The organism is Paenibacillus provencensis, from assembly GCF_042678545.1.
GTDB classification, from domain to species: Bacteria; Bacillota; Bacilli; order Paenibacillales; family Paenibacillaceae; genus Paenibacillus; species Paenibacillus provencensis.
Genome location: NZ_JBHTKX010000001.1, coordinates 1150859 through 1165224, shown reverse-complemented (window position 1 = coordinate 1165224; position 14366 = coordinate 1150859). Strand labels below are relative to the sequence as shown.

The 14366-nt window shown below is 43.9% G+C and carries 11 protein-coding genes; 5 read left to right on the top strand and 6 right to left on the bottom strand.

What is annotated here, in order from left to right:
- Positions 1–85 precede the first annotated feature (85 nt).
- From ACFQ3J_RS05530 to ACFQ3J_RS05505, 6 genes are all read right to left on the bottom strand, one after another.
- Complete coding sequence (locus tag ACFQ3J_RS05530; protein WP_379292331.1) at positions 86–418, bottom strand: hypothetical protein; 333 nt, start codon at positions 416–418, stop codon at positions 86–88.
- A gap of 32 nt (positions 419–450) precedes the next feature.
- The gene (locus ACFQ3J_RS05525; protein ID WP_379292329.1) at positions 451–2280 is read right to left on the bottom strand and encodes a DEAD/DEAH box helicase; all 1830 of its coding nucleotides are present in this window, start codon (positions 2278–2280) and stop codon (positions 451–453) included.
- A 129-nt stretch (positions 2281–2409) separates the two neighbouring features.
- On the bottom strand, positions 2410–5469 hold the full coding sequence (locus ACFQ3J_RS05520; protein WP_379292327.1) for a type III restriction-modification system endonuclease: 3060 nt from the start codon (positions 5467–5469) through the stop codon (positions 2410–2412).
- A 15-nt stretch (positions 5470–5484) separates the two neighbouring features.
- Entirely contained in the window at positions 5485–7401 is a 1917-nt protein-coding gene (locus ACFQ3J_RS05515; RefSeq protein ID WP_379292325.1) for a site-specific DNA-methyltransferase, read from the bottom strand.
- A gap of 19 nt (positions 7402–7420) precedes the next feature.
- Positions 7421–8077: a DUF4391 domain-containing protein gene (locus tag ACFQ3J_RS05510; protein ID WP_379292323.1), complete on the bottom strand. Its 657-nt coding sequence runs from the start codon at positions 8075–8077 to the stop codon at positions 7421–7423.
- Positions 8074–11328, bottom strand: coding sequence for a helicase-related protein (locus tag ACFQ3J_RS05505; RefSeq protein WP_379292321.1), 3255 nt, complete (start codon positions 11326–11328; stop codon positions 8074–8076). Before ACFQ3J_RS05505 ends, ACFQ3J_RS05510 begins: the two co-directional genes overlap by 4 nt.
- Positions 11329–11954: 626 nt before the next feature.
- Between ACFQ3J_RS05505 and ACFQ3J_RS05500 the strand changes: the two genes are divergently transcribed.
- From ACFQ3J_RS05500 to ACFQ3J_RS05480, 5 genes are all read left to right on the top strand, one after another.
- Positions 11955–12173, top strand: coding sequence for a hypothetical protein (locus ACFQ3J_RS05500; RefSeq protein ID WP_379292319.1), 219 nt, complete (start codon positions 11955–11957; stop codon positions 12171–12173).
- A gap of 35 nt (positions 12174–12208) precedes the next feature.
- Positions 12209–12388 (top strand): hypothetical protein, encoded by a 180-nt coding sequence (locus ACFQ3J_RS05495; RefSeq protein ID WP_379292317.1) that lies wholly within the window; start codon positions 12209–12211, stop codon positions 12386–12388.
- Positions 12389–12502: 114 nt separating this feature from the next.
- Positions 12503–12709 carry a hypothetical protein gene (locus tag ACFQ3J_RS05490; RefSeq protein WP_379292315.1) on the top strand — a complete coding sequence of 69 codons (207 nt, stop codon included), beginning with the start codon at positions 12503–12505 and terminating at the stop codon, positions 12707–12709.
- 21 nt (positions 12710–12730) lie between these two features.
- Positions 12731–13435: a RadC family protein gene (gene radC / locus ACFQ3J_RS05485; RefSeq protein ID WP_379292312.1), complete on the top strand. Its 705-nt coding sequence runs from the start codon at positions 12731–12733 to the stop codon at positions 13433–13435.
- A 96-nt stretch (positions 13436–13531) separates the two neighbouring features.
- On the top strand, positions 13532–14323 hold the full coding sequence (locus ACFQ3J_RS05480; RefSeq protein WP_379292310.1) for a hypothetical protein: 792 nt from the start codon (positions 13532–13534) through the stop codon (positions 14321–14323).
- Positions 14324–14366 lie beyond the last annotated feature (43 nt).

Sequence of the window (14366 nt, the reverse complement as noted above, 5' to 3'; positions counted from 1 at the left end):
GTTCGAATAAAGTTTTCACCGTATCTACTGATATGCTTTACACCTTAAAGCAAAGGGGCCCGGATCATCTCCTAGGCCCCTTCATTTATAACTTGACTACAGCTTCAGCTTGCTGAATTTGTTTTGTCAAACTAGCTATCTCTGCCTCCCTATCCCACATCACACTTGAACGCCCTGCTATTATCATTTCTGATTTTAACAGTACCTCTTCCTTGTTATACATATACTTGAATTGTAACGGTTCGCCTGTTTCGTCATCTTTGCAGTACATGTCAACGATGATCATTTGATCTCGCTTGTAAAGGGAAATCTCATCGTAATTTGCTTCGCTAATATTGTTTGCCAACACAAAAGGAGGAATCCCCTTATTGGCAAGAACATGTGCTAACTTCACTTTTAATTCCTGCACACTAAGCAATTGTTACCCTCCTTTCGGTTAATAAACTCATTCTAAAGTCTTTCTGCTAAATATGCCACATGTTTTTCAGCCAGTGGCCTTGCTTGCTTGAAGTCGGCAATAGACCATTGTTTTCTTGGGTAACCAATTGCCTTCAGCAATTGTTCGTTAATAATTTTGACGCAAAGGCCATCTAAGGCCAGTTGTGTATCACGATAGTAACCCAATTTTGTAGCAATATCATCTGCTTTCCCTTTGGGGTTAAGACCCTTTGCAGTTAATATTTCCGCGATTCCATTTTCAATGTATGTTTTTAATTCTTGTCGACGCTCTTTCAATTCAAGGTCGGGTCTTTTCGATTTCGCAATATCTTCAAACGTAGACCCTTCGATAAGTTTAATCATCTCGTCAGTAACTGGAATACCCTTTGACCTTAATGCTTCTAATGCTTCTTCGGTCTTGTTTCTGCTCTGACGAATTGCCTCTTCATAAGCTTCTAATATGGTTTCATCACCAACAAATGTCTTCAGTTCTTCTCTGAAGGTTTCCGATTGTCTAGCTTCCCCGACATCAGGCTCTGATCCACCATTACCGTCAGAGGAGCCTCCACCTTCATTCTCCTCGAATAACTTCTCTAACCGGTCGATGATCTCAGCCTTTTGTTGTTCTTTACTGTAGTACTCCCATAGCTCCTCTAGTCCAAGTGCGTTGTGATATACGAGATGTGCAACATTATCTATTGCCGTGTCTTTTGCGTCCGGTATTGAACGTAGTGCTCTTCCTGCAAATTGTGCGTATGCCGATAAGCTCTTAAATGGCCGGAATATCGCGGCAATAGAGATGTAGGGGTGGTCGTATCCTTCACCAAGCATTCCGACGTTCACAATTACATGCGTTCGATCATTATGAAAGTCCACTCTTTCCCGATCTTGTTCAGAGGGTTCCATATCACTGTGTATAATTGATGCAGGACATCCTGCGGTTTCGTATAGCTGCTTAATCTCCCTTGCATGTTCAATGGAACATGCAACAGCAATGATTTTATGAGGTACTCCTGTTGCTTCCCTTTTCTCAGTCATGATTTGGAGGCTTCTTTTTACAACAGCTTCACTGCATTGCGTTGAGTACGCTACCGTTCTTTCTACCCAGTCGCTGTCTTTTAATTTCAATACTTCCTCCAAGGTTACGTCTTCTTCAAATCCTTGTACCTTGAAAGTCAACTGATCTGGTATGTACTCTTTTTTAACCAACTGCTTCACGTAACCTTTTATCATCGCCCGACTAAGCGGATATGAATAAATATCCTCAGCATAGATTTCCTTTTTATCCGATCTGAAAGGAGTGCCCGTTATTTTAACGATTTTTGCCGAATTGAAATACTCTTCCATCTCTACCCATGATGCTGCTGGAGAATGATGTGCTTCGTCGATAATAATCATATCGAAAAAATCCCGCGGTACCTTCTGTAATAATGAACTTGCATTGTGGGATTGGAGTCGATGAATATTGGTAATTACAATTTTAGCTTGTTCCAGCGTTCTTGGATCGCCTTCGTATTCAATGACTTCGGGTAAGTTGGTTGGAATATTAATGACTTTTCGATTCCACCAGAAGTTATGTTCGTATCTAGGGTCAAGGCTATCAGTAACCGTATTACGAATTGTCCGATTTGGAGTAACAATTAGCACCCTGTGCTTGGCTATACCGTAAGGCAGAATAGCCATTAAGCCTGTTTTACCAACCCCAGTTGGTAAAGTGACTAATGCTGGTTTATGATCAACTGGAGATTCAAAATATTCTTTCACTCTCAAATATCCTTGCACTTGTGGCTCTCTTAGATTGGGATTTCCCTCAATGTGAGCAAATGTATTTTCGAAGTACATATAGGCCCCCCGGCAGTTTGTTGTAATACATATTTCCACATAATCCCTCATATTCCTGCCAACTAAGAGTTTTAAATCCAATTGAAAAGCCGAGGATCGAATGAATGATCCCCGGCTTTCAATTGGATATTATCCTTTAACAATCTCCATCAACTTCTCATAGCTGTTAACCACATCATACTTCAACTGATCCGAATTCAGTTTGGCAAAATGTCGTCGTGCACATTCAATCTTCGCCTTCTCGACTTCACGCAGCTCCATGGAGTCCAAAGAACCTTTCGTCTCAGCAATAAAGTAAATGTGCTTTACGTCGCCTTCCTTAAACACGATGGCCCAATCCGGATTGTAGTCGCCAACTGGAGTCGGGATGTAGAAGCCTCGCGGCAACTTAGCATAAATGTTTACTTCCTTACTGGTATCCAGCTCTTTCGCAAAAGCCCGCTCGATCTTGGAATCAGTCACCACATAGTCGTAGATGTGCTTTTCAACCGCTATCGCATTTTGGCCAAGTTGTCCCTTCAGCGTGTTCTTCGTGAACACATCTGTATCGAACGTATCATTGATCACATCATACGTAATGGATTCAATGATCGTCGTAGCCTTCTGCTCATTAATCAGTCTGGACGCTCGAAGTATAAACTCCTCGGGATTCTTCTGGAACAACATGAACTTCGCTTGTTTAATGCCTTTCATAATGGCCACAACCGTTTTTCTGGTAAGTTTCGTTTCATCCATCAGTTTGCCGATCAAGTCGTACTTGATCTTCGATGTCGCAGCTCCGTGAACGTATTCTGTCTGCGTCTCCCGCTGAATGAACGCTCCACCTTGCTTCAATTGATCACGGGATTCGATCTCATTCATTTCCCCATGTTTGATTGAATAACGAATGGAAGGCACATCTAAGCTCATATCAATCGCCATGATGCACTTCCGCACCAATTCCTCCGAATCGAACTGTACCGTGTAAACCGATCTCTTATTAATTCGGCTCCACAACTCCTTGAATTCTTTCTTGTGGAAGTTGCTGTTCACCGTGATGGACGGAATCGTATTTTTCCGGTCATCGTTCGTCATATCCGACTTGCCTTCAACGTAGATGGATTTGACAAGTTCGATAAGCTGCTCTTGATGTTCATTCAGCTCTTCTGGTAATTTGATGGTTTGTTCTTCAACGGCAGCAAAGTAGGCATCCGTCAGATTGTAGTCATCATCGGTATAACCGTTACGAATAAACGCATTTTGCAACTTGGTTGCGAGTCTATCATCAATCTTCAATTGTTCGCCGCGGGCATTCACAAGGACCTTTTCTAAGAAGAAGCCACTATCCGCTTTGCGTGGGCGATCCGACAACGTAGCGGCAATTTCGCTTTGAAGCTGCTTGGCAAATTGCTCATAAGATTCACTGGCCACAACAGTCAGTGCATTGATCTCATGAACGTCAATACCTTGAACACTGGAGTCGATTCGCTCACCGTACCGATTCACACATAGCCGCAGCCCACGTCCAACCTCCTGACGCTTCTTGATCGTGGAATCGCTATGTTTGAGTGTGCAAATCTGGAATACATTCGGGTTATCCCAGCCTTCTTTCAATGCCGAGTGAGAGAAAATAAATCGCGTCGGTTCCTCGAAGCTGAGAAGCCGTTCCTTGTCACGCATGATCAGGTCGTATGCATCCGCATCATCGGAATCCGTTTCCTTGGCAGACACTTTGGAATCAACAAACCGTCTGCTCTTTTTATCAATGGAGAAGTACCCTTTGTGTGTAGCCTTCACTTGAATTGAATTCAAATATTGAACATACGGATCATCCGCAAAAAGTGACAGTTGTTCGTTCAGGAGCTCCGTGTATTCTTCTTCAAAGATATCTGCATAATAGCCGTTCTGTTCACTACCGTCCTTACCATACTGCCGGTACTTGGCAACTTCATCAATAAAGAAGAGCGAAAGCACTTTAATCCCTTTATGGAATAACACCCGCTCCTTCTCGAAGTGAGACTTCAGCGTCTCCCGAATCTGGATTCGCCGAAAATGAAGCTCACTAACATCACCTTGCACGTCTCCAGCGTACAAGGAGACACCATTAATGAAGCTGATACTATTATTCTGACCATTGATTTCGGATACCTTGTAACCTCTATACTGTTCTAGGTTCTCAGACAGTTGATAGAGGTCATCGCCTGTTTCTATCTTCTTGGATACTTTAGTCAAACCGGTCTTGGTTCGTTTTTCATACTCCAGCCGAGCTACTGGAGCATGCTTATCGCTGACATCAATGCCTTCAAGGTATACGTAACTGTTCGTCCCGTTTGTTCCTTTGACCGAAATACCTTTTACACTAATCTTTTTGACCAGCTTCATGTTATACGCATCCAAAGCATCGAGGCGATAGACTTTGTTGTAATCTTCTCGATGGGTAGCCGAATATCGCAGCGTAATCAGCGGATTAAAAAGTTTTATCCCTTCCCTTGTAGCTTTCCCTTTTGCACCCTCTACGGATTGCGGTTCATCAATAATGAGGATTGGATTCGTGCTTGCAATAACATCAATCGGTCGTCTGGAGTTGAAATCATCAAGCTCCATATAGATTCTTCTCGCATCTTGCCCTCTCGCAGCAAACGCCTGTGAGTTGATAATCATGACGTTTATTCCCGCGTTACTGGCGAATTGTTCAATTTGAAGTAATTGTTTTGAATTGTAGACAAAACATCGAGCCTTAGAGCCATACTCAGACATGAAATGTTCTTCAGTTATCTGAAATGTCTTAAGTACTCCCTCACGAATAGCAATCGAAGGTACCACAATAATGAACTTACTCCAACCATACTTTTTATATAATTCGAACATCGTCCGGATATAGGTATATGTTTTTCCAGTTCCGGTCTCCATCTCTACGGTAAGGTTGTACTTTCCTTCAAGCCGTTCAGATAATTTCAATCCATTTTGACGTTGCACTGTTTGGATATTAGTCAACACTTCATGATCGATAAGCTTAATGGGATTATTCTTAAATCCATAATCAATCTCACTGCCCATGCCTTGGAATAAATCTACTTGTTCTACACTTTTTTGTCGCCGACCTTTATCAAGCGTAAATCGAGAGGATTCGTTGGGTTGTCCTTGAAATACGTCAATAATGCTTTTTACCGCGTCCTGTTGGAACTGTTGATGTTTGAATTTAATTTTCATCGGAGCTCACCTTCCTTATAGCACTTGAATTTCAGTGCTCGGAGAGAGCAGCTTGAACAATTCTTCGACATTGATACGAGCAGAGTCATCCTGGAAAGAACTATCACGAAATACGACGCGAAGCGGTTGAACCTCTGCAATCTTCTTAATGACAGACCCCGGTACCAAGTCATCAAAGCAAGCAATCAAAGAGTTACCTGCAACGTAGTGGACGGTTTTACCTTCGATTTCTTTGGACTCCATAGGCAATGAAAGATCCAGTCCGCACTCCAACATGACTTGGATAAGTAAATCCTCACCAGTTCGGTCTTCTTTAATGTTAGACGATACATCCTCCAGATTTAATTGGCCAAGCTTGTCCGGTGTGTAGTAGACATCTTTCATGTTGCTGGAGTCCAATCGGTATACCCGGAATCCGTAGTCGATTTCCGCATTTGTTTCTTCATTAATTTTCTTAGCCGCACGTCGGATGCGTTCTTTTCCAATTTCACAAATTGTTTTATATCCTGCTTTGTAAGCATCAGAATCTTCTTCTGTCAGAGCTGGTATTTGTACCATGATATACTTGCGATTTTTCAAATCTTCTGCATTCAACTCCATTACTGCGTGAGCAGTTGTAGCTGAGCCGGAGAAGAAATCCAGGATAATGTCATTCGAGGTTGTAACAGTATTAATTAATGTTTTAATTAACTCTACAGATTTAGGAGACTGGAATAACTTTGCCTTTTCATTAAACAAAGAGGAGAAGGCGGCTTGACCCTTTTCTGTGTAGAATAGTTTATCATTGAAAATTGTTTTAAGCATCTTTGTAGCACCTTCTGCGTAGCTTTTACGGTATATTTTCCATAAACCACTGGGATTTTGTTTTGCAACCAGAAGATGAATATCATTGGACGCTTTATTTCTATCCCATGTCCAGCAACCTTCAAATCCATCGTCCCATATCGGCTCAACTGTGACATATCCATCAATTTCATCTAACGAAACTTCAGAAGTAACAGGGTTTACATAAAACGGATAGAAGAGATTTTTTCGATTATGTTTTCCGAACTCTCTATGAGTATTTCTTAATTCTAAAGTTCTGTATCTTCCAAGTTCATCTAGTTCAGGGTATTCGGCTTCTATTTGATCTTGATCTTTCTCTATTGCGAAATACCCCTTCGGTAGTGGGGACTTTGAATACACTAATATATATTCATGGTTGGTTGCAAAATATTTATCCTGGGATCTGCCCTTAGGATTACATAATGTAGTTATTTGTGCTACAAAATTCCCCAAAAAGACATTGTCGCAGATCATTCTTAAATGATCGAGTTCATTATCATCAATACTAATGAAAATAACGCCATCCTCACTCAATAAATTTCTTGCTAGTTTTAATCTTGAATACATCATCGTTAACCAGTCACTATGAAATCGACCGTTTGACTCTGTATTCTGAAAGAGCCGGTTACCTTCAACATCAATCTGACCAGATTCCTCTAAATATTCATCGGACGAGGTTTTGAAATCATCTTTATAAACGAAGTCTTTACCTGTATTATATGGCGGGTCTATATATATAAGTTTTATCTTGCTCAAGTATGATTCTTGCAACAGTTTCAATACTTCAAGATTGTCACCTTCGATGTAGATATTTTGAGTTTTATCCCAATCCTTACTTTCCCTTATTATTGGACGAAGTGTTTTATCAATTGAAGTATTGGCATGAAGAATAGCTTCCTTTTTCCCCGGCCACGTCAACTGATATCGCTCTTTCTCTCCTTCAACGAGAATATCGGATAGTTCTTGCTTCAACAAATCAAAATCCACCGCACGTTTGATCTTTCCTTGTTCATCCCTTGCTTCTGTAATTACGTTAGGAAACAGTTCCGCAATCTTGCCGATATTGACCTGAGTCAGATCGGTTGATTTCATCGTCAGATGGTTCATGTTTTGGTTCGACCTCCAGTTAATCGAGAATTTGATTTAATTCTTTGCGTTTACGTTGCAGTTCCATATTCAATTCAACCTTACGATTGAACTGCTTTTCGCCGCGAATCTTGGACTCCAGCCGTTGGCATTCAAGCCTCAGTTTATCTATGCTTGCTTGTCGCTCTAGAACGGCTGCAAGCTCCATTTCCGGCTTCGAGCTAATCGGCAGCAGTTGACGGATGATGTTCTCGTATACGGCCTTTAAATCAAGTCCTTGAATGATGTCCAGCTTCAATTCTTCTACAGGCTGCCATTCCGATTCGTGATACGAACGTACAACGGAGCGGTTATCATCGGTCTGATTCCGCTCCTTGTAGGCGATTGCGAGTTTTGCCTGATCTTCGTATACAATGACGTGCAGTATGGGGTAAGGGATCGCCTTGTCGATGCTCCGCAACAAATCAAGTGAGTAGGTTCGCTCTTTCAAGTGAACCTCAAACACCTGAACTTCCTCAATGTCATCTTTCGGTTCGAGGCGAATCGTCTCTTTGGATAGTTTGTGCTTCCAGATGATCGACTCGACTTGCTCGGTAAACAGTTCCTTTAGATGTTGATTGGCGTGAAGCTTCTCATAGAACTTATTTTTCGGTATTTTGCGGTTCACAAGTGTGCTTGATGGTAGCTTGAACATCATTCACTCACCTGCCGGATGACAACAAAGGTTATAAGTTCAAAATCTTCAAGACCTTTGACGGAATCGATTAAAGCCGTTGTGCCGCCCGAACTGAACAAGCTATCCAGATCGCCTTCTTCCTTCACCTGTACAATAGAGCGGATCGCTTCCTCCAACAGCATGGAGTAAGCATCCATCTTCCTGCCGTCTTTCGTCTCTTGATTGAAGCTGCGACATGCCTCCAAGACAGGTTCAGATTGTCCTCTGCACAGGGCACGCAGAACGTCGAGTGTCTTCTTGACATCCATATGATTGGTGACGACTTCGCCATCGTCACTCAAGTAAACCAGATAGAAGGGATGCAAGCGATTCTGCTTGTCCGGGTTCAGTTCTTCATTCACATTGCGAAGAACGAATATGACACCTGGCTGCACTCCCTCCTCTTCATCAGCAGAAACAACTGCATGCAGTCCGCTTGGAACGGTATCCAGTTCGCCATTCTCTTTGACGTAGTTCACCAAATCCATTCGGAAATCATTAAGACCTAAATCCGTTATAGATACTCCGGTATTCATGTCATCCAGATCGACGACTTCTTTCTGCAAGCGATTAAGCTGCTGTTTCCGGTATTCCAGATCGCTGGACTGATTAAACAGAACATTGTCGTCGCCAGTTGCTGTCATATCCATGATGACCATGCGATTCTCGACTCGTTCTTTCAATTGAATGTACTCGTCCAGCGTCATGTTGGGCCAGAAGTTCACGAGCTGAATGGATTTGTTTTGGGAGCCGATTCGATCAACTCGTCCAAACCGCTGGATGATTCGTACCGGATTCCAGTGAATATCATAATTGATGAGAAAATCGCAATCCTGCAAGTTTTGCCCCTCGGAGATGCAATCGGACGCAATGAGCAAATCGATTTCTCCATCCACATCTGGCATGGTCAGCTTCTTCTCCTTGGATCGCGGCGAGAAGCAGGTAAGCAATGTACTGATATCATTCCGAAGTCCGGCGGTATTCTTGTTCTCATCGCTGCCGACAATTTTGGCGGTATCGATGTTGTATTTCGACTTCATGTATGCAGATAGATGGTTGTACAAATACGCCGCGGTATCCGTAAATGCACTAAAGATGATCACTTTACGATTGCCCGGATTGATTGGCTGTCTGATTTTATCATCGATGACTTGTTTCAAGGCATTCAGTTTTTCGTCATGTTCGGGCGATACCTTCCGCATCTCTTCGTGAAGAGCAGATAGAATTTGGTGATCGCTCATCAAATCTTCTTTCCATCGAAGCACATCCATATCGGATAGATTGATCTTGATGGTATCCCCGATGGTAAAGTCATCATCCAACCAATCGTCATCATCGAGACTGGCATCTTCAATTTCGGTGTATCCAACCGCATCAGATTTCCCGCTTCGCTGATAAGCCTCAATTCTCTCCAATGTCTGGCCGAGCTTGGATATAATCTTGGACAGCGTCAACCGGAAAGATTCCACGGAACTCTCTAACCGTTTGAGCAAATTGATCCGCATCAGGAGCTGCAGACTGCCTTCCCGGTCCAGTTGCTTGAAGCTCCCGCTTCCGCCCTTTACACTCGTATCGTACATTTCTTCATACAGTCGCAAGCGACTCGGTTGAATGTACTTGAACGGGGCATAAATGCCGAGGTTGATTCTGGACAACTCCATAAAAATATCATTATAGCCGATGACATCCGTCCTGTCTGTCAGATTGCAGAACTTGGATAAAGGCGGCAATCGCTTAGGAAATTCGCCGATCTCCTCTGCTTTGTAATACTTCTGAATGTGCTTGCGGGAGCGAGCGATGGTCAGACTGTCCAACAGCTCGAAAAAATCAAAGTCAAGCATACCCAGAAGCGTCTCCGTCGTCCGTTCAGTAGCATCCAGCTTAGACCACTGATTGAAGGCAGACTGAGCCCGTTTGAATATGTCGTTGATGCCCCGCTCCGTGCCCAGCTTGTTGTTGATCTCTTCGGGATTTCCCTCATACGCCAGAGCAAGCTGATTACGAAGATCCATGAATTTGTTATTCACTGGAGTTGCCGACAACATCAGTACTTTCGTCTTTACACCGCTCTTGAGCACTTTCCGCATCAACTTCTGATATCGGGTCTCTTTGTCCTTCTTCGCTTCGTTATTGCGGAAGTTGTGCGATTCGTCAATGACGAGCAGATCATAGTTGCCCCAGTTCAATCTGTCGAGCGGAATATCATTGGACTTGCCTCTCTCACGAGAAATGTCCGTATGGTAAAGCACGTCATATCGCAGACGGTCGGCGTACAAAATGTTGTTGGTCACGTTCTGTTTGTACGTGAGCCAGTTATCGCCAAGTTTCTTCGGACATAGCAGCAAGACCGACTTGTTGCGAAGTTCGTAATACTTAATAATGCCAAGAGCAGTGAATGTTTTCCCCAGCCCGACGCTGTCTGCAAGGATGCAGCCATTGTATTTCTCAAGTTTGTTAATGGCACCGAGCACCGCATCTTTCTGAAAGTGATAAAGCCGCTTCCAGATTTCCGTTTCTTTGAAGCCTGTCGCTTCGTTCGGAAGTATATCTTCCGTAATATCTGACAAGAACTCGTTGAAGATATTGTAGAGAATAACGTAGTAGATGAACTCCGGCGAGTTCTCTTTATAAACGGATGAAATGTGCTCGGCCACCTGGTTTGTTACGTCTTCGAGCTTGCTCTTGTCGTTCCAGACTTGATTAAACAGGTCGAAATACGTTTTGGTAAACGGAACCTCATTGAATTTGTTCACCATCTTGGATAAAGCGTTGCCTTTCTCGTATCCAAGATCGACCGTCGTAAAGCCATCGACTGGCATGTATGTGATGGCTTCATCGGATGTCTGCAAATTCAACATCCCTTGCATTGCACCTGAAGTCCGATTCGACTTGAAGGTGACTTTCTTCCGAATCCAGTCGCTGCATTCTTTCGCAATCGCTTTGAGGTTCATTTCATTTTTGAGCCGGATTTCAAACTCGGAACCGTACAGGCTTTTCTCACGGGTCAACTTCGGGATGTAGAACTCCCGCTTCTCTTTCTTGATGCTATCCGCAATAAAGGTAGGCGAAGTGAAGATAAACCGCACTTCTTCCACCTGATTCAGCTCTTTCATTAATGCTTCATAGGCGTAGATCGAAAAGCAGGATGCTGCGATCGACAGCCGCGAACCTTTTCGTATCGATTGTTTAAGGTCATCGCCGAGCAGACGGTCGATGTTATTGATGATGTCCATTGCTCACCTCTTGATCAGCCGAAGTTAGATAGTATACTTGTTCGGCATTCAATGCCAGAATTCCTGTTGGACTAGTTCTCACTACTCATTTCTCAATAATGTAATTATCGGTAGAAGCCCCGCTTCACTAAAGAAGCTCTGGTTTATATAGGCCGATTGCCAATAATGTAACGTGAATTGGGTGTTGAATCAGCTTTTTATTGATTTATCCCTTCAGTACCGCCTTCAGAAGCATTGCAGAGCGATAAGAACGGTGTTTTTCTTGCGTAATCAACTGTTGCTGCATGCACATCACGAAATCAATATTCTATTTATCGTGAGAATCGTGAAATTGTAACGTTGGTCGGATAACATAGGCGAAGTTAACGGGATTATATCGATAAAACGGCCCAATAGAGGAGAAAACTACATACATTTTTCCGGGACACCACCATGCATATTTGAAGTACCCCCGTCAGCCGTTTAATGCCCCACCCCTTCCATAGAGGTGAAGGGATTCAATTATCCCGGTCGAATCATCGTCAATCTTGTACAACAATAAATATTGATTTCCAGCGAGTCAGGGAGTGATCCTTGGCTCGCTTTGTTTTTATACCGCTAAACCACTTGAAAGGGGGTGAAACTACATGGTTGTAAAAAAAGGATTGCCAGAAGACGTTTCTATCGTTCTAAAGCAGCTCGTCATGAATGGACACTTCAGTATGGCTGGCCGCGTTCTTTCAACCTACTGCCGTCGAACTTATGGCGTGGATGAAGAAACCGCCGCTCGCTGGACCGTTGCCTACTTCCAACGCGAATTCCCTCAACAACTGCAACGCTACCGAAAACGACTGGCGAGGGCGTGAGGATGTACCATTTCGAGAGAAAGGAGACTGGAGAGATGACTTATGAATCATTCAGGCGTAACAGCCAGAAAGAATACCTCGGATTCTGCGAACAAAAAGGATACATCTACTCTGTGACACTGGATGCAGGGAAGTGTGCAGTTGTCGCACTTCGCAATGGGCAGGTCACGGTTCTGATTACTTACACCGTCCAGACATCCCCGGTCTTCAGATGAATGGCTAAGCTCGTCGGAAACGGCAAATGTCGCGATTCAACCGAGCAGGAAAGTCATTTTATACAGGTCATTGCAGATAGCCGTGCTGTTGCATCGACAGGAGGGTTATTTTACATGCCATTGAAGGGAGGTGTGACACATGGAGAACATGCAAGAACTGCTTGCCAGAAAAAGCTGGTTGACAGCAACAAGCGGATGATGGATCGAAACGCCCGCTTTGACACTGAGGAAGGTAGGGTGTATGCCCAGACACTGGTCAAGCTGGTCATGATTGAAATGCAGATTGAAGCCCAAGAAAAAGAAAAAATCGCCCGCAAATAGAGACGGAGCGATCAAGAAAAAATGCGTTGTCATCATCATAATTCAAATTCATCTATCACGCAACAGGAGGAGCCGCCGCTGCTTCTCCCTATGGAGGTCAACCACATGAATGTATATGAAATGCCGGCAATTAAAACGCTGTTTACCGAGGCACTTGCAGAAAAGCCGGACTCCTATGTCGTGGAGCAAATTTTTACTCGTTTCCCGTCGCTGACCGATCTGATGAATGTCACGGAGCAGGAACTAACCGCCATCAAGGGCATCGGCAAAGTGAAAGCACGCCAAATCATCGCCGCCCTGCAACTCGCACGGAGATTGAATGCACCTGTTTACAGTCATACGCATGTGATTCGCTCCCCCAAGGATGCAGCCGATTTGCTGATTCCTGAGATGCGGTATCTGCAACAGGAACACTTCGTTGTTCTATTTCTGAACACCAAGAACCATGTCATCGGGCGACCGGAGACGATCTCGAAGGGTTCGCTCAACGCAGCCATCGTGCATCCACGTGAAGTCTTTCGAGCTGCCATCAAGCGATCGGCTGCCTCAATCGTAGTTTCGCACAACCATCCAAGCGGCGACTGCACACCGTCACATGAAGACATTCAACTCACGACTCGTCTGGTCGAAGCCGGGGATGTGACTGGCATTGAAGTGCTCGATCATATCATAGTAGGCGGAGACAAATTCATTAGTCTCAAGGAACGTGGTCTTATGACTTCGTAAACAACGGATATTTAAAGCAATCCATCCGCAACGGCTCGCTATTATAGCTGGCCGCTGTATCTTTGACCATCAAATTCACATTGGAGGAATATACGCATGAACAACCATCAGCAACAATTTCAGTTACCAGCTGCAACGAATGGAAGCAAGGTCGAACTACATCCGCATTCGGCAGTTTCAATTACGACAGTTGTTGTACTGCAACAAATAACATTACCGGACGCTTCAAGGAAGCTCGTATGTGAATCGGAATGCCGAAATGAACGGATTGAAATCATGATGCTGAAGGATGTTCCATTCAGCGGGCTGCGGATTAAATTCAGGTTCATTCGTGAAATAATCGAGCAAATGAGCGGTTGGAAGGTGTATCTGTTCAAAATGTACAGTCCCGGAGCAGTCAGCGGTGGAATGTTTGCGGATCGCCAGATGAAGGTATTGTACATCGATGTGGATTTATTGTGGATGCCTCTACGGGCAATAGCCAAACTGATTGGCAGCTTGCCCGATCTGCTGTCCGCATTATCAGAACGAGTGTTATCGGTTGTAGACGGATTGTACAAGCCAGGCAGGACAAAGACCCTTCGAGTAAATGAACAAACCTCTGTAGGGCTCACAGTAAGCAAGAATGGCCTTTGCTTCTCTTCCCATTTTGTCTTTTCTGCGGACGAACTCTTTGTTCATGTATCGATCAACGGCAATGAAGTTTATCTACGGTTCGACAACGGATGGAGGATGTTCTTTCAAACGCATTCGCCGTTGCCCTTCTATGCTTACAAGACTCCCATTGAGGTCAGAAGCCAAGGCTACACCATCCCGTTGCCGCTTGATGTTTGCCATGAGCTGATGCTTGACCAGAAGGAACTGCTTTTCGCAGTGTATGCGGATTAAGTCCTACTCATATCCTGCATCAGCAACCGGAAAGACGGCTCGC